This window comes from Streptomyces sp. NBC_01390 (genome assembly GCF_045040105.1).
Classification (GTDB): domain Bacteria; phylum Actinomycetota; class Actinomycetes; order Streptomycetales; family Streptomycetaceae; genus Streptomyces.
The window spans coordinates 2,268,237-2,291,764 of record NZ_CP109551.1 but is presented as its reverse complement, the minus strand read 5'-3'; the positions used below and the strand labels follow the sequence as shown (position 1 = coordinate 2,291,764).

Here is a 23,528-nt window from a genome sequence, read left to right as displayed (position 1 = left end):
TGCGCGACCAGCCACAACGGCGCGTCAGTTCCCCACGAACCGCACCACCCCTACGCGTCCCCCTTCAAGAGCTCCGCACACTTCTCCCCGATCATCATCGTCGTGATGCACGGATTCACCGTCACCAGATCCGGCATCACCGACCCGTCGGCAACCCGCAACCCTTCAACACCCTTGACCCGCAACCGCGCGTCCAGCGGAGCCGACGCGTCGTCGTCGGCACCCATCTTCACCGTGCAGGCCGGGTGGTAGACGGTGTTGTGGGTCTTGTGGATGTAGTCCAGCAGCTCGTCGTCCGTCCGGACATCCGGCCCGGGGGCCAGTTCCGCCCCCGCCCAGCCGCTCAGCGCGGGCTGGGCGGCGATCCGGCGCGCCAGCTTCAGCCCGTACGTCATCACGCGCGCGTCGTGCTCGTGCGTGAAGTACCGCGGATCGACCTTCGGCTTGTCCCGGTAGTCGCGGGTACGCAGCCTCACCGTGCCGCGCGACTTCGCCCGGGTGACGTTGGGAGTGAGGCAGAAGGCGTTCTCCGAGGTCGGGTAGCCCCAACGCGCCGTGTTCATGTCGAACGGCACCGAACCGTAGTGGAACATCAGGTCGGGCCGGTCCAGGCCCGGTTCGGTGTCGTAGAAGATGCCCGCCTCCCACCACTGGTTGGACATCGTGGGCATCGGCTGCTTGGCGTCCCACATGATGACGCCCTCGGGGTGGTCCTGCAGGTTCTCACCGACGCCGGCGGAGTCCACGACCACTTCGACGCCGACCTCGCGCAGCTGTTCGGCCGGTCCGATACCGGACAGCATGAGCAGCTTCGGGGTGTCGATCGCCCCGCAGGACACGATGACCTCGCGGCGCGCCCGGACGGTCCTGGTGTGGATGAGATCGGGGTCGAGGTACTCGGCGCCCACGCACCGACGCCCCTCCAGCACGAGCTGCTTCGCCCGCACCCCTGTCCGTACCTCCAGATTCGGCCGCCTGCCCATGACCGGATGGAGATAGGCGACGGAGGACGACTGACGGATGTTGTTCTCGTCGGAGTTGATCTGGAACCAGTTGGCCCCGCGGAGCACGGTGTTCCCGGAGTTGAAGGGCGTGGTGGGGATGCCCGCCTGTGCGCACGCCTCCAACAGGGCGGCGCCGCACGGGTCCTCGCTCTTCACCGTACGGAGCTTCACCGGGCCGGTGCGGCCGTGGTGGTCGCCGGGGGCGTCGTTGGTCTCCAGGCGCCGGTAGAGCGGGAAGAGGTCCGCCGCGCTCCAGCCCGTACAGCCCGCTGCCGCCCAGTCGTCGAGATCCTCGGCCGGGGCCCAGAAGGCGATGCAGGAGTTGTGGGAGGAACAGCCGCCGAGCACCTTCGCGCGGGCGTGCCGCATGAAGCTGTTGCCGCTGGCCTGCGGTTCGACCGGGTAGTCCCAGTCGTAGCCGGACTCCAGCAGGCCCATCCAGCGTTCCAGTTTGAGGACGTCGTCGTCGCCGACGTCGCTCGGGCCCGCTTCCAGCACGCACACGGTGACGGACGGGTCCTCCGAGAGCCGCGCGGCCACCACGTTGCCGGCGGTGCCTCCGCCCACCACCACGTAGTCGAACTCGTCGGTGGTCATGAGTGATTGGTCCATGGGGGATTGCTCCATCAGTGCTCGACCTCCTTCAGTCGGCCGCCGGGGCGGCGAGGGGAGCGACCGGCGCGGCCGGGGTTCCCTCAAGACGGTGTCCGGCGAGCACACCCGTCCGGTGCCGCTGGACGAACCAGTAGTAGGCGAAACCGCCACCCGCGATGACCGAGACGAACAGCACGGCGCCCCACTGGAGGTACCAGTGGAAGGGGGCGGTGGCGTTGTAGACCGAGGCCCGGGGCCAGATCAGGTTCGTCGTCATGGCGCCGCCCCAGATCACGGCCACGATGTTGACCAGCAGGCCCCAGCGGCCCAGCGAGAACTTGCCGTCGCCGGCCGGCTGCCACCTGCCGCGCAGCCGTGCCACCAGCATGGGTACGGTCACGCCCAGATAGGCGAGGTAGATCATGATGATGCCGATGCTGGTGACGACGGTGAAGATCTGCGGCTGGCGGATGTTGACCACCAGGATCGCCAGCGCCAGCACACCGACGATCACGGCGGGCAGCACCGGCGTCTGGAAACGCGGGCTGACCTTCGCGAGCAGGGAGGACGCCGGGAGGTTGTTGTCGCGGGCCATCGCGAACGCCAGCCGGATCGCCGCCGTGTGGACGGCCAGCGCGCAGACGGTGACCGCGATCAGCACGCACCACAGCATCGCCTTGCCGGCCGTCGGCCCGAGCACGTCGAGCACGACGTACTGCAGACCGTCCGTGGACAGCTCCTTGCCCTTCAGACTGGAGACGCTCATCAGCGCCAGAAGGAGGATCAGGCCGCCGAGGACGAAGGAGGCGACGATCGCCCGGATGATGGCGCGCGGCGCGTTCCGGGACGGATCGCGGGACTCCTCACCGAGCGAGGCGGCGGTGTCGAAGCCGTACATGACGTACGCGGACGCCAGCGAGGCCACGAGGAACGCGCTGAGGTAGCCGGCGCCGTGGCCCGCGCCCGTGCCGTTCGTCTGGGTGACGACCTGCGGGCCTCGGGTGATGTGCACGGCGAACAGGACGATCAGCACCACTGTGGCGACGAGCTCGATGAAGACACCCGCCGTGTTGATCGTGGCCATCAGCTTGACGCCGAAGGCGTTCACCACGGTCGTGAACAGGATCAGGACGCCGGCCAGGATCACCGCGTTGGTCGCCACGTCGTACTTGCCGGTGCCGTCACCGACGATCTGGAACACGCTGGAGATCTGCGGCAGCGTGAGCTGGTAGGCGAGTGCCACCGCGGCGATCGACACGATCGAGGCGATCAGCATCATCCAGCCGGCGAGCCAGCCCAGATGCGGATTGCCGATCTTCTTCGACCAGTTGTAGACCGAGCCCGCCACGGGATAGCGGGCGGCCAGCTCCGCGAAGCAGAGCGCGACCATGAACTGGCCGACGAACACCATCGGCCACGACCACCAGTAGGCGGGACCGCCGCTGCCGTAGCCGAAGTAGAACAGCTGGAAGGTGCCGGTCAGGATCGAGATGTAGCTGATCCCGGCCGCGAAGGTGTGGAAGTTGCCGAGGGTGCGCTTGAGCTCGGGTTTGTAGCCGAACTCGGCGAGTTCGGCGTCGTCCGTGTGCCCTGGGCCTGTCGGTTGTTCGGTGGTTGCCATGAGCGGACTCCTGGGGGACCGGGGAAGGGGAGGGAGCGGCTCGATGCGGGTGCCGGGATGAACGGGTGGGACCAATGGGGGCGCGCGTTCAGGACACACACGAGGGGAACGGTGCGAACAGGGCGCGTAAGGGGCGCGCAGGTGGCGCTACGAGAACCAGCCCTGCGGCGAGGGATCGGTGTTGCGGTAGATGTGCTTCGCCTCGCGGTACTCGGCGAGTCCCGAGGGCCCGAGTTCACGGCCGAAGCCGGACTGCTTGTAGCCGCCCCACTCCGCCTGGGGGACGTACGGGTGGTAGTCGTTGATCCACACCGTGCCGATCCGCAACCGGGCCGCGACCCGCTGGGCCTTGGCCTCGTCCGTGGTGAAGACGCCTCCGGCGAGCCCGTACACGGTGTCGTTGGCGAGGCGGACCGCCTCCGCCTCGTCCGTGAACCGCTCTACGGTGAGCACCGGCCCGAACGACTCCTCCTGCACGACGGCCATCCGGGCGTCGCACTCGTCGAGCACCGTCGGGGGGTAGTAGAAGCCGTCGTCGAGTCCCTCGGGACGCGCCCCGCCACAGCGCAGGACCGCGCCCTCGGCCAGGCCCTGGGCGACATACGCCTCGACCTTCGCACGATGTGCCTCGGAGATCAGCGGGCCGGTCTGGGCCTCTTCGTCGAACGGGCCGCCGAGCCGGATCAGCTGGGCCCGCCGGACGACCTCGTCGACGAACCGGTCGTGCAGTGAGTCCTGCACCAGCAGCCGGGCCCCGGCCGAGCAGACCTGTCCGGAGTGCAGGAACACCGCGGTGAGCGCCATGTCGACGGCGGTGTCGAAGTCGGCGTCCGCGAACACGATGTTGGGGTTCTTGCCGCCGAGTTCGAGCGCGACCTTCTTCACGGTGCCGGCCGCGGCGGCCATGAGCCTGCGGCCTGTCTGGAGTCCGCCGGTGAAGGAGAGGAGGTCGACGTCCGGATGGTCGCCGAGCGGTGCGCCCGCCTCCGGACCGGCGCCGAGGACGAGGTTGGCCACGCCTGCCGGCAGTCCGGCCTCCTCCAGGAGCCGCATCAGATGGATCGCGGTGTGCGGGGTCAGCTCGCTCGGCTTGAGGACGAAGGTGTTCCCTGCCGCGAGCGCCGGAGCGACCTTCCACGCGGTCTGGAGGAGCGGGTAGTTCCACGGGGTGATCAGGGCGCAGACACCCACCGGTTCGTACACGACCCGGCTGTCCACGTCCGGCGAACCGGTGTCGATGACCCGCCCGGTCTCGCTTGCCGCGAGCCGACCGAAGTAGCGGAAGCAGTTGACGATGTCGTCGATGTCGTAGGCGCTCTCCACCAGGCGTTTTCCGGTGTCGAGGGATTCCGCGCGGGCCAGTTCGTCCTTGTCGCGGACCATGAGGTCGGCGACACGCAGCAGCAGGTCACCGCGTTCGCTCGCCGGTGTACCGGGCCAGGGGCCCTCGTCGAAGGCGCGGCGTGCGGCCGTGATGGCCTCCACCGTGTCCTTGCCGCCCGCCTCGTCGACGACACCGACCAGAGAGCCGTCGGCGGGACAGCGGATCTCCCGGGTGCGCTCGTCGAGCGCTGACCTCCACGTACCGCCGATGAAGAGTTCGGGCATGTTCTCGTTCCTCCTGGTCAGCGCCGCATCAAAGGCGCCCCTTGCGAGAGGGCGCCTTACCGGCCGACGACGATTCATGCCAAATGTGATCTTCGACACGTCTGACCGGATGGTCGGCGGGCCATGGCCGAAAGGAGCGGCTCCCCTGGTGAGCCCTTTGTCCGGCACCAGCACACCACCGTTCGGGCGCGCCCGCGATTTCGTCGAGGGGGAGCGCTGCCGAGCATGGTGCTGAGGGAAGGGAACGGCGCGGAGGTGAGTGCGGGCCGGACCGTTGCGCGGCGGCGCCTCGTGACGCCTTCGATGATCAGCTATTGGCCGCGGTGCTCGCTCCAGCGGAACGCGATGCTCGTGCGGCGGCCGTCAGCGTTCGTTCATGCGGGCTCGCTCCGCCGAGCGAGGGGAGTGGCGCAGCCGCGGGGAGCGCGCCATGCATGCCCGGGCCGGCTCGGCTCGGACGCGTCCTGCCCGCCCGTGTCCTGCCCACCCGGGGCCTTCTCGCCCGGGCGCCTGCTAAGGGTGAGACAGCTGCCCGGACCCGCCGCTCTGCCTGCGTATGCGCTCCTGGGACCTGGCGGTCACCCGCGCTTGCCGCCGGGCCTTGCGGCGCTCGCGTCGCAGCGCCCGCGCCGTGCTGCTCGGGGTCGACACCACGCCGTTGCGCTGGTTCCAGACCTGGCGGGTCACCCACACGTCGAGCGCCGCCCAGGTGGCCACGACGGTGCTGGCCACGCTGCTGATCACCATCGGGAAGGCCAGCCAGGAGCCGGCCAGCGTGGACAGGAAGGCCACCATCGCCTGGATCAGCGTGACCGAGATGACGAGCACCGCTCGAACGGCCGCCGTACGCACCGGATCCGGCAGACGGCGCCGACGCGCGGGCTCCTCCACCCACAGCTGCCGGTATGCCGGCCGGGGCTCCGTCCGTGCGGACGAAGGGAGTTGCCCGGTCGCACCGGGGGTGGCGGACGGTTCACCGCCGCCGCCCGTGTCCTGACTCGCGCTGATACTCCTGGCGCCCTCGTGCACCACCAAAGGTGCCGCCACGTCGTTCCCGAGCGTTTCGCGTCGTTCCGCCGTGCCCATCACGTGTCACTCCCCACCGCCCAGCAGACCGCCCGTCCCGGTGTCGGTGACACCGGCTCCCCAGTGGTTGCCCGGCTAACGCTGTTTTACGCGGTCTGGACGCGGGATGCGGAACTGCTGACGGCTCCGGCACCCATTGCCCATGTACAAAGACGATCAGCGTGTCTCGAAGATTCCCATCAAACGTAAAAATCCAGCCAAACGGCCAAGTTGGCCCAGGGGTGCCGTGGCGCGGTCGGTGTCGGATTCGAGGAGGCAATCTCCCGCAATGACGGGACAACTCGCCATGTCTCGCCGGGAGCACGGCAGTTCAGTACCCAGACAGGTCTTCGAGTTAGCTGCGGGGCAGTAGTAGGCTCACGCCGATTATTGACGCACATGTGTACCCCCGCGTCGACGGGGGCGAGCTGGGGGAGGCCATGCGCTTTCGCGGGAAGTCCATCCGCCGGAAGATCGTGGCGCTGCTTCTCGTGCCGCTGGTGTCCCTGACCGCGATCTGGGGCTTCGCCACAGTGCTCACGGGTCGTGAGGCGGCCGAGCTGTTCAACGTCTCGTCGATCGTGGAGAAGGTCAGCTACCCCACGGAGGACGCTGTACGCGTGCTTCAGCAGGAGCGCCGCCAGACCCTCGTCTATCTCGCCGACCCCCGTGCCTCCGACGCGCTGGCCGCCCTGCGGCGCAGCCGCACCGCCACCGACGCGGTCATCGACAAGATCCGCGCCAACGCCGACAAGTCCGACGTGCGCAACTCGATCAGCGACAGCGACAGCGAGCGACTCACCGCCGTCCTCGAGGCGTTCGACGGCATCGGCCCCCTGCGCCGCAGCGTCGAGGAGGGCACCGTCACCCGGTCCCAGGCCCTCGACCTCTACAACCGCCTGGTCGACCCCTGTTACGTCCTGCTCTCCAACCTGCACATCATCGACAACCTGGAGATGGACAAGCAGGCCCGGGCGCTCGTCAACACCGCCCGCGCCCGCGAACTGCTCTCCCGCGAGGACGCCTTGCTCGGCTCGGCCCTGGTCGTCGGCAAGCTTTCCCGCGACGAGTCCCGCGACATCTCCGACCTCGTGGCCCAGCGCACCGTCATGTACGACGTCAGCCTGCCGCTGCTCCCGCTGTCGGACCGCGCACGCTACGACCGGTTCTGGAAGAACGCTTCCACCGCGCCGCTCAGGGTGGCCGAACAGGCCGCCATCGGCGCCGAGTCCGGCCACCCGAGGGGCGTCACCGCGAAGAGCTGGGACACCACCGCGGGCGATGTCCTCGACGAACTGCGCGAGCTCAACGACGAGTCGGGCGACCGCTACCAGGACCGGGTCCGTCCGGTCGTGATGGGCGTCATCGTCAAGGCCGTCGTCGCCGGCGTCCTCGGACTGGTGGCCCTGCTGTTCTCGCTCTTCCTGTCGGTACGCATCGGCCGCGCCCTCATCCGCGACCTGCGCCAACTGCGCCTGGAGGCCCACGAGGCGTCCGGCGTACGACTGCCCAGCGTGATGCGCCGGCTGTCGGCCGGCGAACAGGTCGACGTGGAGACCGAGGTCCCGCGCCTCGAGTACGACAAGAACGAGATCGGCGAGGTCGGTCAGGCCCTCAACACCCTCCAGCGCGCGGCCGTCGAGGCGGCCGTCAAGCAGGCCGAACTCCGCTCCGGAGTCTCGGAGGTCTTCGTCAACCTCGCCCGGCGAAGCCAGGTCCTGCTGCACAAGCAGCTCACCCTGCTGGACACCATGGAACGCCGGACTGAGGACACCGACGAACTCGCCGACCTGTTCCGCCTCGACCACCTGACCACCCGTATGCGCCGGCACGCCGAAGGCCTGGTGATCCTCTCCGGGGCCGCCCCCTCCCGGCAGTGGCGCAAACCAGTCCAGCTGATGGACGTCGTCCGCGCGGCCGTCGCCGAGGTCGAGGACTACGAGCGCATCGAGGTCCGCAGGCTGCCGCGTATGGCCGTCACCGGACCCGCCGTCGCCGACCTGACGCACCTCGTGGCCGAACTCCTGGAGAACGCCACGGTGTTCTCGCCCCCGCACACCGCCATCCAGGTTCTGGGTGAACGTGTCGCCAACGGCTTCACCCTGGAGATTCACGACCGGGGTCTGGGCATGGCCGCGGAAGCACTTCTCGACGCCAACCTGCGCCTCGCCGAGACACCCGAGTTCGAACTGTCCGACACGGACCGGCTCGGCCTGTTCGTCGTCAGCCGGCTCGCTCAGCGGCAGAACGTCCGGGTCTCCCTCCAGCCGTCCCCGTACGGCGGCACGACGGCCGTCGTCTTCGTCCCCGACGCGCTTCTCACGGACGACGTCCCGGACACCAACGGCATCGGCTTCCGCCTCGACCGCGCGCATCCCTCCAAAGAGGCCGAGTTCGAGGGGAGCCGCAGGGCCGCGCTCTCCCCGGCGCCCGTACGCCTCCCTGGCCTGCCCCCCTCGCTCATCGACGGGCCGGTCGAGCTCGAGGCGCCGGTCGACCTGGACTCCCTGAACGACTTTCCCGGTTCCTTCGACGACGCGGACAGCGAACAGGGCGTACTTTCCCGTAGTCGCCGCTCGGTCACCGGGGTGCCGGGCGACCTGAGCGACCCCTTGGAGCTGCCGCGCCGCCGGACCCCCAAACTGGTCAGTTCCCACGGCCGTCCGGTCACCGAGCAGTCGTCCCGCCGCAACCCGTCGCCGGACGAGCAGCCGGCGGAGAACGCGGGCGCGACGGATCCCGACACGCTGGCCCCGCTCCCGGCACGCCGCCGGGGCGAGGCAGCGATCCGCCGGGAAACCGACCCGCGTGAGGGCTTCGGCGACCGCTCGGAGTCCCCCGGGCGCCCCTGGGACGGCAGAGGGAAGTCGGTGGAACCCTTTGCCTCGCGCTTCGGCGACCGATCCGTCGGCGACCGTCCCGACGTGCCCGCCCGTGGCCCCGCCGGGCGAGCGGAGACGGCCCGTGACAGCCTCGGTGGCCGGTCGCCCGAGGCCCCGGAACTTCCGCAGCGTGACCGGCGCGGTGGTTCCGGTACGGCGCCCGACCCCGCCGCGTCCGGTACGGCGGGGCTGCCCCGCCGGGTCCGGCAGGCCAACCTGGCTCCCCAGCTCAGGGACGGCCCGGAGCGGCGCACCGAACGGATGAACCCACGTACCCAGGACGGGGCCGAGCTCCTCGATCGTGACGCCGACGAGGTCCGCAGTCGCATGGCCTCGCTGCAGCGCGGCTGGCAGCGTGGTCGTGAGGAGAACGCCGTGGGCGACGTCGCCACGGACGGCACAGCACAAGGAACGAGTAAGGGGGACGGTCGATGACCGCACCGAAGGCGACCGGCCAGACCGCGAGCGACAAGGCGTCGGGGGAGCTCAACTGGCTTCTCGACGACCTCGTCGACCGGGTCGCCAGTATCCGCAGAGCGCTTGTGCTCTCCGGCGACGGACTGCCCACCGGGGTCTCCAAGGACCTCAGCCGGGAGGACAGTGAGCACCTTGCCGCCGTCGCCTCCGGATTCCACAGCCTCGCCAAGGGTGTGGGGCGCCACTTCGACGCCGGCAACGTCCGTCAGACGGTCGTCGAACTCGACGACGCGTTCCTGTTCGTGACGGCGGCCGGGGACGGCAGCTGTCTGGCCGTGCTGTCGGACGCGGACTCGGACGTGGGCCAGGTCGCCTACGAGATGACTCTCCTGGTGAAGCGTGTCGGTGTGCATCTGGCGGCTGCTCCGCGCACCGATCTGCCCGCAGGCGGGTAGTGGGATGACATGAGCGCAGACGGTCAACCCAGAAGCCACTGGTTCGACGACGAGGCGGGACCGGTCGTCCGTCCGTACGCCATGACGCGAGGCCGCACCAGCCATGCGGCCCAGCACCGCCTCGACCTGATCGCGGTGGTCATCGCGGAGGCGCACGCCGACGACCCGGAAGCGGATCACACGCTGTCCCCGGAACACGTGGACATCGTCGAACTCTGCCGTGACGCTCCCCAGTCGGTTGCCGAACTCGCTGCCGAACTCAATCTCCCGATCGGCGTGGTGCGGGTGCTCATCGGGGACCTCGTGGACGAGGAAATGGTTCATGTGACGCGTCCCGTGCCCCCCGCCGAGCTGGTGGACGAGAACATTCTGCGCGATGTGATCAACGGCCTCCGAGCGCTCTGAGGAGCGCGCGGTGGGGGACAATGGCCCGGCGGAGAGGGGCGGTTCGCCGTCTCCGGTGCAACGAGCCGATGACGTCATCGAAACCCCCCGGCGGCGGGGGTCACGGCCCACCGCCGACCGATCCCGAACAAGCAGGAGAAGAGACCGATGATCTTCGGGCGTTCTGAACGCGGCAAGTCCCCGGTCGAGCCCGTCACGCTCAAGATCCTCGTGGCCGGCGGATTCGGCGCGGGCAAGACGACCCTCGTCGGCGCGGTCAGCGAGATCAGGCCGCTGCGTACCGAGGAACTGCTCACCGAGGCGGGCCGCCCGGTCGACGACCTCCGAGGGGTGGAGGGCAAGCACACCACCACGGTGGCCATGGACTTCGGCCGCATCACGCTCCGCGAGGACCTCGTGCTCTACCTCTTCGGTACGCCCGGACAGGACCGCTTCTGGTTCCTCTGGGACGAGCTCGCCACCGGAGCGCTGGGCGCGGTCGTCCTCGCCGACACCCGCCGGCTGGAGGACAGCTTCGCCGCGGTCGACTACTTCGAACGGCGCTCCATACCCTTCCTGGTCGGCGTCAACTGCTTCGACGGAGCTGCCCGTTACCCGTCGGAGTCCGTCCGGGCGGCGCTCGACCTCGACCCCAACGTGCCGCTCGTGCTGTGCGACGCGCGCAACCGGGAGTCGGTCAAGGAGGTCCTCATCGGAGTCGTCCAGCACGCGATGGCGTACGCGGCCGACCGCCGTGCGACCGTCACCACCTGACCGCCCCGCACCATCCCGCTCGCGCACGGCCCGTACCCCCGCCGACCGGGGTACGGGCCGCGGTCCAGTGCCACGCGCGCGCGTGGACCTGCGCGTGGACCTGTGTGACGACCGGTGGCGCTAGCCCCGGCCGTCGTCCTCCCAGCCGAAGCTCTTCTCCACGGCCTTGCGCCAGTTGTGGTATTCGCGGTCGCGGACCGTCGCCTCCATGGCGGGCGTCCACTCGACGTCCTTCTGCCAGTGCGACTTCAGCTCGTCGAGGTCGTTCCACACCCCGGTCGCCAGCCCCGCCGCGTACGCCGCTCCCAGGCAGGTCGTCTCGGAGACCTTCGGGCGGATGACCGGCACCCCGAGGACGTCAGCCTGGTGCTGCATCAGCAGGTTGTTCTTCGTCATGCCGCCGTCCACCTTCAGGGTCGTGATGCTCACCCCGGAGTCCTGGAACATGGCGTCCACGACCTCCCGCGTCTGCCAGCTCGTCGCCTCCAGCACCGCACGCGCCAGATGCCCCTTGGTGACGTACCGCGTGAGGCCCGTGACCACGCCGCGCGCGTCGGAGCGCCAGTAGGGCGCGAACAGGCCGGAGAAGGCGGGCACGATGTACGCGCCGCCGTTGTCGTCGACGCTCGCCGCGAGCGTCTCGATCTCGTCGGCGGTACGGATGATGCCGAGCTGGTCGCGGAACCACTGCACCAGCGCCCCGGTGATCGCGATGGATCCTTCGAGGCAGTAGACAGGAGCCTCGCCGCCGATCTTGTACCCCATCGTGGTCAGGAGACCGTTCTTCGAGGCGACGGGCCGGCTGCCGGTGTTGAGCAACAGGAAACTGCCGGTGCCGTACGTGTTCTTGGCCGTCCCCACGTCGTAGCAGGCCTGGCCGAACACCGCGGCCTGCTGGTCGCCCAGCGCGGAGGCCACGGGGACGCCCGCGAGCTGGCCCACCGCCGTGCCGTACACCTCCGAGGAAGACCTGATCTCGGGGAGGATCTTCTCGGGGACGTTCATCGCCGACAGGATGGACGCGTCCCATTGGAGGGTCTCCAGGTCCATCAGCATCGTCCGGCCGGCGTTGGTGACGTCCGTGACGTGCCGCCCGCCGTCCGTGCCGCCCGTCAGGTTCCAGATCAGCCAGGAGTCGATGGTGCCGAAGGCGATCTCGCCGCGCTCGGCGCGGGCGCGCAGGCCCGGCACGTTGTCCAGCAGCCAGGCCGCCTTGGGGCCGGAGAAGTAGCTGGCCAGGGGCAGTCCCGTCTGCTCGCGGAAACGATCCTGTCCGTCGGAGCCGCCGAGTTCGTGGCAGAGCGCGGCCGTCCGTGTGTCCTGCCAGACGATCGCGTTGTGGACCGGTTTTCCCGTGGCGCGGTCCCACAGGACCGTCGTCTCGCGCTGATTGGTGATGCCGAGCGCGCTGAGCTGGTCGGCGCGCAGCCCGGCCTTGGCGAGCGCGCCCGCGACGACCGCCTGCACCTTCGACCAGATCTCGGTGGCGTCGTGTTCCACCCACCCGGGCTTGGGGAAGATCTGGCGGTGCTCACGCTGGTCGACGGCGACGATCGCGCCGTCCTGGTTGAAGACGATGCAGCGACTGGACGTGGTGCCCTGGTCGATCGCGGCGACGAACTTGTCCGTCATGACGTCCCCTTCGTGGGAATCTCCGGAAGTCTGCAGCCCCGGAAAGGCGTGCGTGCGCGTCAGAAGGCTGCCTTGAAGACGAGCCCGGCCAGCACACCGCCGATCAGCGGCCCCGCCACCGGGATCCACGCGTAACTCCAGTCCGAGGTGCCTTTGTTGGGGATCGGGAGCAGCGCGTGGGCGATGCGCGGGCCCAGGTCACGGGCCGGATTGATGGCGTACCCGGTGGGCCCGCCGAGCGACAGCCCGATTCCGACCACCAGGAAGGAGACGATCAGGATCGACGTGCCGGACTCGCCGAGCCCCTTGGTCAGACCGAACGCGAGGATCGGCAGCACCAGACCCATGGTCGCGATGATCTCGGTGACGAGGTTCGCGACGGGATTGCGGATCGCGGGCGTGGTGGAGAAGATCCCGAGCGTCGGCTGGGCGATTTCCTCCTCGGCGTTGGCCTGGAACTGGGCGAAGTAGACCAGCCAGCACAGGACCGCGCCGAGGACGGCACCGACCATCTGCCCGGCGATGTAGACGGGCACCTTGTCCCAGTCCCCGGTGTCGACGGCGATCCCGATCGTCACTGCGGGGTTGAGATGCCCGCCGGACAGAGGCGCGGCGGTGTACGCCCCCGCCAGCACGCCGAAGCCCCAGCCGAACGTGATGACGACCCAGCCGGCGTCCTTCGCCTTGGAGTAGTTCAGTAGGACAGCGGCGACCACGCCGGTGCCGAAGAGGATGAGAATCGCCGTACCGATGATCTCGCCGACAAAGATGTCCCCATTGCTCATGGTGGCTCCTGGGCCCTCGCCCGGGGCGATCCGGCCCCGGGCGATCTTGCAGAGTGCGTTCCCATGGCTACTTCAGCCGAGACGAGCGTGCTGCCGCAGCCGCATCGCACCCAGAAACAGGGCCCATGATCCGGACGGGTCCCGAACGGCGCATTGTCTGCATACGCCGAGAATGTGCGGCGAGGCCGACTGACACCGGAAGTGTTCTCCGGCGTCCTGTGGGCGTCAAGGTGGGCGACGACAATGAACACGCCTCACCGCACCGCGATCACCGACGAACCGTGCCCGAACAGACCCTGGTTGGCCGTGATACCCACGCGTGCCCCGGCGATCTGCCGGTCACCGGCCTCTCCTCGCAGCTGCCAAGTCAGCTCGCACACCTGGGCGATGGCCTGCGCGGGCACGGCCTCTCCGAAGGAGGCCAGGCCGCCGCTGGTGTTGACGGGTATGCGCCCGCCCGGAGCCGTCGCGCCCTCCCGCAGCAGCTTCGCCGCCTCGCCCTCGCCGCACAGCCCCAGATCCTCGTACCACTGCAACTCCAGGGCCGTGGACAGGTCGTAGACCTCTGCCAGGGAAAGGTCCTCGGGACCGATGCCCGCTTCCGCGTAGGCCGCCTGCGCTATCGAGGACCGGAACGTCCCGTCCGCCGGCTCCACGGTCACCGCCGAGTCCGTGGCGATGTCCGGCAGGTCCAGCACGGTGGTGGGGTATCGGGGCGTCACTGTGGACACCGCCCGGATCCGCACCGGCTCCACCACCCCGTGCCGGCGCGCGAACTCCATACCGGTCAGCACCAGCGCGGCCCCGCCGTCGGAGGTGGCGCAGATGTCGAGCAGCCGCAGCGGATCGGCGACCACCGCGGACGCGGCGACCTCGTCGGCGGTGACCCGCTTGCGGTAGCGCGCGTTCGGGTTGAGCGCGCCCAGAGCGGCGTTCTTGACCTTGACCTGCGCGAAGTCCTCCAGGGTGTCGCCGTGCAGTGCCATCCGCCGCCGCGCGTACAGCCCGAAGTACGTCGGGTTCGTCGCCCCCAGGACCCGGAACCGCAGCCAGTCCGGGTCGTCGGCCCGGTTCCCGCCCGCAGGCCGGAAGAACCCCTTCGGTGCGGAGTCGGCGCCCACGACAAGCACCACTTCCGCGAGCCCGGCGAGGATCTGCGCTCGGGCGACGGCGACCGCCTGCGCCCCGGACGCGCACGCCGCGTACACGCTGGTCACCCGGGCACCCTGCCAGCCCAGCGCCTTGGCGAACGTCGCCCCCGCCACATAGCCGGGGTAGCCGCCGCGCACGGTGTCGGCACCGACGACCGAGTCGACGTCCCGCCAGTCGACGCCCGCATCCGCGAGTGCCGCGCGCGCGGCGGCCGAGCCGTACTCCGTGAAGCCGCGTCCCCACTTGCCCCAGGGGTGCATGCCCACGCCGAGCACTGCCACCTCTCCGGTCATTTCATCGCCCCCGTCGGCCGCCAGTGCCAGGTCGTCCAGGTCGTCTCCGCGTCCTCGTGGAGCACACCCGCAGCGACCTCCACCTCCATACCCACCGTCAGATCGGCGACGGTGACCCCGGGAACCGCCTGTCCCAGCACCACCATCCGCTCGGACTCCAGCTCCACAGCGATCAACGCGTACGGCTCCCACGGAAGTTCCGAATCGGTCACATACGGTGACGGAGGCCGGTACCGGCTGTCGGTGTACGACCAGACGCGACCGCGCCGGGACAGGGGCACCTCCGCCAACTCGCCGCCCGGGCACCCCGGATTGCGGCAGTGGACGTCCTCACGGGGGAAGAAGACGGAAGCGCAGGCCGAGCAGCGGGTGCCGAGCAGCCGGAACCCCTCCTCGTCCTCGGTGAACCACCCGGCGACCACAGGTGTACGGCTGCGTGCCACATCCCCTCCAGAGCTGAATCTGACGGAACGTCAGAAGTGTGGCACGGTCACATCGGATTGGGCAGCCGTCGCACAGAACCGCACAGGCCCTGTGTGCGTCGTCGTAGCGGGAGGGGACGGCCGGGGCCCACGGGGGTGGTTCCGGCCGTCCCCTCCCGCTACGGAGGTGTCCGGGGGTGCCCCCGGAAGGCCTTCGTCCACATGATCGGATACAGTCCGCGGCGTGTCCGTAAACCAACTCTCAACCGACAAGTCCGCGCCGAACTCCCACTGTTCGAGCTGCGGAGCGCCCTACGGAGAGGGCGTTTCCGGCTGGCCTCGTACCTGCCCCTCCTGCGGCACCGTGGCCTACCGCAACCCGCTGCCCGTCGCGGTGGCACTCCAGCCCGTGTACGACACCAAAGGCGCCGCCCTCGTCGTCATCACCCGAACCATCGCCCCCGCGCGCGGAGGCACGGCCCTGCCCGGCGGGTACGTCGACCACCGCGAGGACTGGCGGCAGGCCCTGGTCCGTGAGCTTCGGGAGGAGACGGGCATCGAGGCGGCGAGCCGCGACGTCCGTCTCGCCGACGCCCTGAGCTCGCCCGACGGGCACCTGCTGCTCTTCGGAGTCCTGCCCGAACGACCCGCCGACCACCTGCCGCAGTCCGCCGCCACGGACGAGACGGACGGCTGGCACCTTCTGCGCAGGCCGGAGGAGCTCGCCTTCCCGCTGCACACGGTGGCCGCACGCGCCTGGTTCGAAGGCCGCTACTGAGCCCGCTCAGAGCCCCTGGAGCCCTCGTACCCGCACGGGGTGGGGCGGCTGCTCGTTCACGCCGTCCTCCCCCTCCCGCTCGACGACCACCCGTCCTCCCTCCCAGCGTGTGACGTACCGCTCGATCTCCGACTCCTCCCACCCCTCACCCGCGTCCGGCACCACCAGCCCGCCTCCGGTACGCCCCCGCGCGGGCGCCCACGCCTCCAACTCCAGACGGCCGTCGTCGCCCCGTACGGGCACGACGGCGCCCGCGCGCGCGAGAACCGGGATCCGCGACAAGGGGGTGTCGACCAGCACCTGACAGGGCCCCTCGTACGCCTGCTCCGTCACCGTGTCGTACCAGCGCCCGCGCGGCAGCCGCACCGCACGCCGGTCGGCGCCCGGGGCGAGGACCGGCGCCACCAGAAGACAGTCACCCAGCAGGAAGGCGTCCTCGCAGTCCCGCAGAGCACGGTCCTCGGGCGCCCCCCACCACAACGGCCGCACATAGGGCGCCCCCGTGCGGCGCGCCAGATGCGCCAGCGTCATGAAATACGGCAGCAGGCGCCGGCGTTCGCCGAGTGCCTCACGCGCGTGGGCGAGGACGTCCGCACCGAACTCCCAGGGCGCCCCGCATCCCGCCCGCAGACCCGTGCGCGTACGGAACAGCGGCAGGTAGGCGCCCAGTTGCAGCCACCGCAGATACAGCTCAGGCGACGGACTCCCGTCGAAACCGCCCACATCGGATCCCGAGTGGGGCACCCCGCACAGCCCGAGGCCCATGACCAGGGACAGTGACGAGCGCAGCCCCGGCCAGCCCGTCCCAGCGCCTCCCGACCACGCTCCGCCGTAGCGCTGCATACCCGCCCACCCGGAGCGGGAGAATATGAACGGCCGCTCCTCGGGGGCGAGTTCGCGGAGTCCTTCGTAGGCCGCTTGGGCCATGCACAGGGCGTACACATTGTGCGCCTCACGATGGTCGCCGCCGCGTCCCTCCAACGCGTGGCGGGCCGAGCGGGGCAGGGTCGACTCTCCGAACGCGGTGAAAGACGTCGGCTCGTTCATGTCGTGCCAGAAACCGGCGAACCCCTGCCCGAGCCGCTCCTCGTACATCCGGCCCCACCAGGCACGCACGCGCGCATGCGTGAAATCGGGATAGACCGACTCACCGGGCCACCCGACTCCCCGCACCAGCTGCGCCGACGCGTCCTGTACGAAAACGTCCTCCGCGCTCCCGCTGTCGTACACCGCGTTGCTCGGCTCGGCCCTGACCGCCGGGTCGACGACCGACACCAGCCGTATGCCGTCGCGCCGCAGATCCTCGGCGAGGGCCGGCAGCTTGGGAAACTGCTCCTGGTCGACCGTGAACACCTGGTGCTCGTCGAAGTGGCCGATGCCGAGATGAACGGCGTCGAGCGGCAGCTCGTGCTCCTGACAGCCCGCGACGATCCGCCGCACCTCCTGCTCACCGCCGACGCCCCGGTACGCGTGATGGTGGCCCAGAGCCCACGCGGGGGGCAGCGCGGGCGCCCCAGTGAGGGTGGCCCAGGTGTGCAGCACGCGCGCGGGGGTGCCCACCATCATCCAGCAGCGCAGCGGCCCGCCGTCCGACCGCAGTTCGCACGTCCCGGTCCGGTCGTGTCCCGAACCCGCCCCTTCCTCACCCTCCCGCAGCGTCACCGTGGCGTCCCAGGTGGTGTCATGGAACACCAGATGGGTCGACGCGTCCGCCACCAACAACTGCACCGGCATGGTGATGTACAGCGGATCCTCGTCAGGACGGAAGGCACGACCGGGATCCCTGTTCCACAGGCGGTACGTTCCCTCGCGCAACCGGGGCCCCGAGGCGCGCCCGCCGAGCCCGTAGAACCGTGCGTCCGCGGCCACTTCGGAGCGTTGCGTCCAGCGGCTCGGACCGCCGCCCACGGGATCCCACCACCGAGGCGGAAGTTCCCGTCGCAGGCTCACCCCTCCGGGGGTCAGCACTTCCACCGCCCCGTGCCGGGAGACCACGACCGTCACCCGCTCGGCCACGACCCGCCAGCCACCCTCCGTGTCCGGCTCCAGCGAGGCGCGGGGATCCGGCTCCGGGCAGCGGTCGGCGAGTGCGTACGACGGCTCGGGACCGGCCCCGTCCCAGCCCCAGAAGACCGCCCCGTTGACGGCGACCATGATCCGCAGCTCGGACCTCGCGAACCGGATGACACCGCCACCCGGCCCCGGCTCCACCTCCCGTACGGGCCCGGGCACCCGCGCGCGCTCGGCGCCCCGCGGCGACAGCCCGGCGGCGTCGGCACGCCTTCTGCGCCAGGCGGCCCGAACGGTGCGCAGCCCGTGGGCAGCCCCCGCCGAACCGACCGCCTTCACCGAACGCACCAGGTCACGACCTTCCATGCTGCTCAGCCTGCCACTGACTTCCCCCGATGGACGCGCTGTTCAGCAGCCGTTCACCCCGGTAGGGACCACATCTTCATCTTCACGACACGGTCCCCGCGCGGCGCACCCTGGTGCCGGAGTCGATCAGATGGCATGGTCCGTGTCAGCCGAGTCACGCGCACAGTCCGGGAGCCGCCCCATGTCCACCACGAACCCCGCGCCCCTCTGGCAGCCCGACCGAGAACGCATCGCCCGGGCCCGGATCACCGGGTTCCAGGCCTGGGCGGCCGAGCACCACGGGGCCCCCGCCGACGGCGGCTACCCAGCACTGCACCGTTGGTCAGTGGACCGGCTCGACACGTTCTGGCAAGCAGTCACCGAGTGGTTCGACGTGCGCTTCTCGACGCCCTACGCGCGCGTGCTCGGCGATCGCACGATGCCCGGCGCGGAATGGTTTCCCGGCGCGACACTCAACTACGCCGAGCACGCCCTGCGTGCAGCCGACACCCGCGCGGACGAGCCTGCCCTCCTGCACGTCGACGAGACCCACGAACCACGCCCGGTTACCTGGTCCGAACTGCGCCGCCAGGTCGGTTCCCTCGCCGCCGAACTCCGTGCACTCGGAGTGCGCCCGGGAGACCGCGTGAGCGGCTACCTCCCGAACGTTCCCCAAGCCGTGGTCGCCCTGCTCGCCACGGCCGCCGTGGGCGGCGTATGGACGTCCTGCGCCCCCGACTTCGGAGCCCGCAGCGTCCTCGACCGCTTCCAGCAGGTTGAACCGGTCGTGCTGTTCACCGTCGACGGCTACCGATACGGCGGCAAGGAGCACGACCGCCGTGACACGGTCGCCGAACTCCGCCGCGAACTTCCCACCCTGCGCGCCGTCATCCACATCCCGCTGCTGGGCGCCGAGCCTCCCCAAGGCGCCCTGGAATGGTCCGCCCTCACCTCTGCGGATGTGGCACCCGTCTACGACCAGGTCGCCTTCGACCACCCCCTGTGGGTGCTCTACTCCTCGGGCACGACCGGCCTCCCCAAGGCGATCGTCCAGTCCCAGGGCGGCATCCTCGTCGAACACCTCAAACAACTCGGCCTGCACTGCGACCTCGGGCCCGAGGACCGCTTCTTCTGGTACACGTCCACCGGCTGGATGATGTGGAACTTCCTCGTCTCCGGCCTCCTGACAGGCACCACGATCGTCCTCTACGACGGCAGCCCCGGCTATCCCGACACGGGCGCGCAGTGGCGGATCGCCGAACGGACGGGGGCGACCCTCTTCGGCACCTCGGCCGCGTACGTCATGGCCTGCCGCAAGGCCGGCGTGCACCCGGCCCGGGATTTCGACCTCTCCAAGGTGCAGTGTGTCGCCACCACCGGATCGCCCCTGCCCCCCGACGGATTCCGCTGGCTGCACGACGAGTTCGCGAAGGACGGGGAGGCCCTGTGGATCGCCTCCGTCAGCGGCGGCACGGACGTGTGCTCCTGCTTCGCAGGAGCCGTGCCGACGCTCCCGGTGCACATCGGTGAACTCCAGGCGCCTGGCCTGGGCACCGACCTCCAGTCCTGGGACCCGAGCGGAAACCCCCTCGTGGACGAGGTCGGCGAACTGGTGGTCACCAACCCGATGCCGTCCATGCCCATCCACTTCTGGAACGACCCCGACGGCAGCCGCTACCACGACAGCTACTTCGACACCTATCCCGGAGTGTGGCGCCACGGCGACTGGATCACGCTCACCTCGCGAGGCTCCGTGGTCATCCACGGCCGTTCCGACTCCACACTCAACCGTCAGGGCGTACGGATGGGGTCGGCCGACATCTACGAAGCCGTCGAACGGCTGCCCGAGATCAAGGAATCCCTCGTCATCGGCGTCGAACAACCCGACGGCGGCTACTGGATGCCCCTCTTCGTCCACCTCGCGCCCGGAGCCGTCCTCGACGAGGCCCTGCTGACCCGCATCAAACAGACCATCCGTGAACAGCTCTCCCCGCGCCATGTCCCCGACGAGGTCATCGAGGTCCCGGGCGTTCCACACACCCTCACCGGCAAACGCATCGAGGTTCCGGTCAAGCGCCTTCTCCAGGGAAGCCCCCTGGAGAAGGCGGTCAACCCCGGCTCCATCGACAACCTCGACCTGCTGCACTTCTACGAGGAGCTGGCCCGCAAACGCGCCTGACCAGCTCACGGCAACAGCGGTCAACCGCCGTAGGCGGCCTCGGACTCGACCAGTACAGCGGCGCAGTCCGAGGCCAGCTCCTCCTCGACGACGCGGTCGTAAAAGTCGGCCTGCCCCTCTGTATCGCCCACACCGGCAGCGCGCCGACCGGCGTCACCCAGGGCGCGTACCTCGGTGTCAACGGACTCGCGCAAGCGGTCCAGCGCAGCATCGGACCACTGACCGTAACGGCGGCGATCGCGCCGGCCCTCTCGGTTGGACCACTTTTGGTGCCGGCATCGCTGTGACCTGCGTGATCCAACACCGCGTCGTCCGCGACCGCCTGACTCGAAGGGCTTTGTCAGTGCCTCCGGTTACTGTGAGTGAGCATTGATCGACAGCGCACAGGGGGAACCATGGCGAACACCGGGCAAACAACCACGCGGCGCGCGCTGCGCCGAGAAATCGCGGGCACCATCGGCCTGCTCACCGACGAGCACGACTTCCGGGCGATGCGGCGCTACCGCACCTTCACCTTCGACAACCACACGGCCTACCTCCGGGAGGTGGAGGCTCTCCTGAGGAGCCTCGCCGCCCAGGGCAACCACACCACCGTCGCGCTCTTCGATCCGGAGGAGTACGCCGAATTCTGCACCGCCACCGGCCTCGACCCGGACGCCCCGGCCAGCCGCACCCGCTTCACAGCGGAACTCGCGACCACGGGCCCGACCGTTCCGTACGACGGCCGACCTCTCGCCGAACTGCTCCCGGACCTGGTCGACGAGGCCGTCCGACAGGCGACCTGGGAGTACGCCGCCACACTCCTGGCACGTATCGGCGCCTGCGCGTCCTGCGGTGAGGACATCGGGCGCGCGGCCTTCGCCCGCGCTTCGAGCCTCCTCGTCCGCATCATCGACACTGCTCCACAAGGAAACAGGCATCTCGTCTGCAGTGTCACGACGCCGGTCGAAACACTGATCGCCGTCCTTCACGCCGACGACGACAGCGAGGGCGCCGCGGAACTCGACGAGGCCGAAGCCCTCGAATTCACGACGGTCCTGGCGCTCGGACTCGCCACGCAGAGCCCCGGCGGCCTCGTCATGCGCACCACAGCCCCCGGCGACTGCGACCGCATCTACGGCTGGCGCCTCCGCGCCAACGGCGTCGAGCCGCTGACCGCCGGCGAGGTCTTCGACGCCTACTGCACCGACGCCGAATCGGGCGACCTCATCTCCCCGGAACCGGACGTCGACTACTGCACACCCCCCGACCTCGCAGAAGGGGAGCCCACGACGGGACACGCTCACTGAAACGAGAACGGGCGAGGGGCGCCCCACGCCAAGTGGAACGCCCCTCGCCCGACGAACGGTCTGGACTGGGCCCGCCTGATCGAACAGGCGGGCAGACCGGCTACCTACTCGCCTGACAGCACCGCCTGAGCGGCATCGCGAGCCTCGTCGGCGCTGTCCACAGCGCGGGCCGCTGCGGCGGCCCGCTCACACTGAGCGAGCGTGTACTTGGCCAGCGACGCCCGTACGTAAGGAATCGAAGCCGCACCCATGGAAAGAGAGGTGACACCCAGACCGATCAGTACACACGCGAGCAACGGATCCGCCGCTGCCTCACCACAGACACCACAGCTCTTGCCCTCGGCCCTGGCCGCCTCGGCGGACAGCGCGACGAGGTCGAGCAGGGCGGGCTGCCACGGATCCTGCAAGCGAGAAACGGCACCCACCTGACGGTCCGCGGCGAAGGTGTACTGCGCGAGGTCGTTGGTTCCCAGGGAAAGGAACTCGACCTCCTGCAGGACCGAGCGCGCCCGCAGAGCGGCGGACGGAATCTCCACCATGGCGCCGAACTTCGCCCGCAGCCCGGCCGCACGGCACGCGTCCGCGAACGCCTTGGCGTCGGCGCGGTCCGCGACCATGGGGGCCATGACCTCAAGGTGGACAGGCAGCCCCTCCGCGGCTTTGGCGAGTGCCGTCAGCTGTGTCTGCAGCACATCGGGGTGATCGAGCAAGGTCCGAAGACCGCGCACACCAAGAGCCGGATTCGGCTCGTCGGCCGGTGTCAGAAAGTCAAGTGGCTTGTCCGCGCCCGCGTCGAGCACGCGTACGACAACGCGCCCCTCGGGAAAAGCCTCAAGAACCTGCCGGTACGCCTCGACCTGCTTCGCCTCGGACGGCGCGTTCTTGCTGTCGTCCAGGAAAAGGAACTCGGTACGGAAGAGACCGACACCCTCGGCCCCGGCCTCGATGGCAGCCGGCACGTCCGCAGGACCTCCGACATTCGCCAGCAGCGGCACCATGTGGCCGTCGGAGGTGGAGCCCGGCCCGGACGAGGCTGCCAGCGCCGCCTTGCGCTGGGCCGCTGCCGCCCGCAACTGCGCTTTCCGTTCTTCACTGGGTTCCACGAAGATCTCACCCGTGCTGCCGTCCACCGCGATCACGGTGCCCTCGGCGAGTTCACCCGCACCGGGCAACGCCACCACGGCGGGAACCCCCAGGGCCCTGGCCAGGATCGCGCTGTGGCTGGTCGGCCCGCCCTCCTCGGTGACGAAGCCGAGTACCAGAGTCGGGTCCAGCAGCGCGGTGTCGGCGGGAGCGAGGTCACGAGCGATGAGGACGTACGGCTCGTCGCTGTCGGGGACACCGGGCATGGGAACCCCAAGCAGCCGGGCGACGATACGATTCCGCACGTCGTCAAGATCGGCCACGCGACCAGCCAGGTACTCGCCGGCACCCGCCAGCAAAGCACGGTATGCGGCGAACGCGTCGTACACACCCCGCTCGGCCGTACTGCCGACCGCGATTCGCCGGTCCACATCCGCCATGAGCTCGGGATCCTGGGCCATCATGGCCTGCGCCTCGAGCACCGCCTGGGCCTCGCCGCCCGCCAGATTGCCGCGCGCGTTGAGGTCCGCCGCTACAGCGTCAACGGCCTGGCGCGCACGTCCTTGTTCGCGTTCCGCATCCTCCGCCGGAATCTGCTTGGCAGGCGGTTCGAGTACCGCCGTCCCCATGTGTCGAACCTCGCCGATCGCCACCCCGTGGCTCACGCCGACGCCTCGCAGCGTTGTCTCCATCTCACCGTCTCCGATAGTGCGGCGGGTCCCGCCACCGCGGTGGTCTTCCTGCTCGCCGTCATGG

At 69.8% G+C, this 23,528-nt stretch carries 18 protein-coding genes; 7 read left to right on the top strand and 11 right to left on the bottom strand.

The window, feature by feature from the left end:
* Positions 1 to 50: 50 nt before the first annotated feature.
* The 4 genes from OG241_RS10295 to OG241_RS10280 form a co-directional block, all read right to left on the bottom strand.
* Positions 51 to 1,601: a GMC family oxidoreductase gene (locus OG241_RS10295; RefSeq protein ID WP_405826122.1), complete on the bottom strand. Its 1,551-nt coding sequence runs from the start codon at positions 1,599 to 1,601 to the stop codon at positions 51 to 53.
* A 46-nt stretch (positions 1,602 to 1,647) separates the two neighbouring features.
* The gene (locus tag OG241_RS10290) at positions 1,648 to 3,219 is read right to left on the bottom strand and encodes an APC family permease (RefSeq protein ID WP_405814913.1); all 1,572 of its coding nucleotides are present in this window, start codon (positions 3,217 to 3,219) and stop codon (positions 1,648 to 1,650) included.
* 147 nt (positions 3,220 to 3,366) lie between these two features.
* Positions 3,367 to 4,827, bottom strand: coding sequence for an aldehyde dehydrogenase family protein (locus OG241_RS10285; protein WP_405814911.1), 1,461 nt, complete (start codon positions 4,825 to 4,827; stop codon positions 3,367 to 3,369).
* A gap of 513 nt (positions 4,828 to 5,340) precedes the next feature.
* Positions 5,341 to 5,913, bottom strand: a complete 573-nt coding sequence (locus tag OG241_RS10280) for a hypothetical protein (protein WP_405814909.1) — start codon at positions 5,911 to 5,913, stop codon at positions 5,341 to 5,343.
* Between the two features lie 419 nt (positions 5,914 to 6,332).
* On the opposite strand from OG241_RS10280, the gene OG241_RS10275 reads away from it, so the two are divergent.
* The 4 genes from OG241_RS10275 to OG241_RS10260 all read left to right on the top strand — a co-directional run bounded on the left by OG241_RS10275 (position 6,333) and on the right by OG241_RS10260 (position 10,804).
* Positions 6,333 to 9,209: a nitrate- and nitrite sensing domain-containing protein gene (locus OG241_RS10275; protein ID WP_405814907.1), complete on the top strand. Its 2,877-nt coding sequence runs from the start codon at positions 6,333 to 6,335 to the stop codon at positions 9,207 to 9,209.
* Positions 9,206 to 9,646, top strand: a complete 441-nt coding sequence (locus tag OG241_RS10270; protein ID WP_318318697.1) for a roadblock/LC7 domain-containing protein — start codon at positions 9,206 to 9,208, stop codon at positions 9,644 to 9,646. The genes OG241_RS10275 and OG241_RS10270 overlap by 4 nt, the downstream gene beginning before the upstream one ends.
* Before the next feature lie 9 nt (positions 9,647 to 9,655).
* On the top strand, positions 9,656 to 10,051 hold the full coding sequence (locus OG241_RS10265; protein ID WP_405814905.1) for a DUF742 domain-containing protein: 396 nt from the start codon (positions 9,656 to 9,658) through the stop codon (positions 10,049 to 10,051).
* Between the two features lie 147 nt (positions 10,052 to 10,198).
* Positions 10,199 to 10,804 (top strand): GTP-binding protein, encoded by a 606-nt coding sequence (locus tag OG241_RS10260; RefSeq protein WP_405814904.1) that lies wholly within the window; start codon positions 10,199 to 10,201, stop codon positions 10,802 to 10,804.
* 120 nt (positions 10,805 to 10,924) lie between these two features.
* Here OG241_RS10260 and glpK read toward each other — a convergent pair whose 3' ends face one another.
* The 4 genes from glpK to OG241_RS10240 all read right to left on the bottom strand — a co-directional run bounded on the left by glpK (position 10,925) and on the right by OG241_RS10240 (position 15,088).
* Positions 10,925 to 12,436 carry a glycerol kinase GlpK gene (glpK, locus tag OG241_RS10255; RefSeq protein WP_405814903.1) on the bottom strand — a complete coding sequence of 504 codons (1,512 nt, stop codon included), beginning with the start codon at positions 12,434 to 12,436 and terminating at the stop codon, positions 10,925 to 10,927.
* A gap of 59 nt (positions 12,437 to 12,495) precedes the next feature.
* The gene (locus OG241_RS10250) at positions 12,496 to 13,221 is read right to left on the bottom strand and encodes an MIP/aquaporin family protein (protein ID WP_405814902.1); all 726 of its coding nucleotides are present in this window, start codon (positions 13,219 to 13,221) and stop codon (positions 12,496 to 12,498) included.
* A 254-nt stretch (positions 13,222 to 13,475) separates the two neighbouring features.
* Positions 13,476 to 14,666, bottom strand: coding sequence for a lipid-transfer protein (locus OG241_RS10245; protein WP_405814900.1), 1,191 nt, complete (start codon positions 14,664 to 14,666; stop codon positions 13,476 to 13,478).
* On the bottom strand, positions 14,663 to 15,088 hold the full coding sequence (locus OG241_RS10240; protein ID WP_405826120.1) for a Zn-ribbon domain-containing OB-fold protein: 426 nt from the start codon (positions 15,086 to 15,088) through the stop codon (positions 14,663 to 14,665). Before OG241_RS10240 ends, OG241_RS10245 begins: the two co-directional genes overlap by 4 nt.
* Positions 15,089 to 15,332: 244 nt before the next feature.
* On the opposite strand from OG241_RS10240, the gene OG241_RS10235 reads away from it, so the two are divergent.
* A complete protein-coding gene (locus OG241_RS10235; RefSeq protein WP_405814899.1) occupies positions 15,333 to 15,866 on the top strand; it encodes an NUDIX domain-containing protein in 534 nt (177 codons plus the stop codon).
* Positions 15,867 to 15,872: 6 nt separating this feature from the next.
* Here OG241_RS10235 and OG241_RS10230 read toward each other — a convergent pair whose 3' ends face one another.
* On the bottom strand, positions 15,873 to 18,242 hold the full coding sequence (locus tag OG241_RS10230; protein ID WP_405814898.1) for a glycoside hydrolase family 31 protein: 2,370 nt from the start codon (positions 18,240 to 18,242) through the stop codon (positions 15,873 to 15,875).
* Positions 18,243 to 18,423: 181 nt separating this feature from the next.
* Here OG241_RS10230 and OG241_RS10225 point away from each other — a divergent pair, with 181 nt between their 5' ends.
* Positions 18,424 to 20,400 (top strand): acetoacetate--CoA ligase, encoded by a 1,977-nt coding sequence (locus tag OG241_RS10225; RefSeq protein ID WP_405814897.1) that lies wholly within the window; start codon positions 18,424 to 18,426, stop codon positions 20,398 to 20,400.
* 20 nt (positions 20,401 to 20,420) lie between these two features.
* Here the strand turns inward: OG241_RS10225 and OG241_RS10220 are convergent, their stop codons facing one another.
* Positions 20,421 to 20,594 carry a hypothetical protein gene (locus OG241_RS10220; RefSeq protein ID WP_405814896.1) on the bottom strand — a complete coding sequence of 58 codons (174 nt, stop codon included), beginning with the start codon at positions 20,592 to 20,594 and terminating at the stop codon, positions 20,421 to 20,423.
* Between the two features lie 201 nt (positions 20,595 to 20,795).
* Here OG241_RS10220 and OG241_RS10215 point away from each other — a divergent pair, with 201 nt between their 5' ends.
* Positions 20,796 to 21,689 carry a hypothetical protein gene (locus OG241_RS10215; protein WP_405814895.1) on the top strand — a complete coding sequence of 298 codons (894 nt, stop codon included), beginning with the start codon at positions 20,796 to 20,798 and terminating at the stop codon, positions 21,687 to 21,689.
* Positions 21,690 to 21,793: 104 nt separating this feature from the next.
* Here the strand turns inward: OG241_RS10215 and ptsP are convergent, their stop codons facing one another.
* Positions 21,794 to 23,464 carry a phosphoenolpyruvate--protein phosphotransferase gene (ptsP, locus tag OG241_RS10210; protein ID WP_405814894.1) on the bottom strand — a complete coding sequence of 557 codons (1,671 nt, stop codon included), beginning with the start codon at positions 23,462 to 23,464 and terminating at the stop codon, positions 21,794 to 21,796.
* Positions 23,465 to 23,528: the final 64 nt, after the last annotated feature.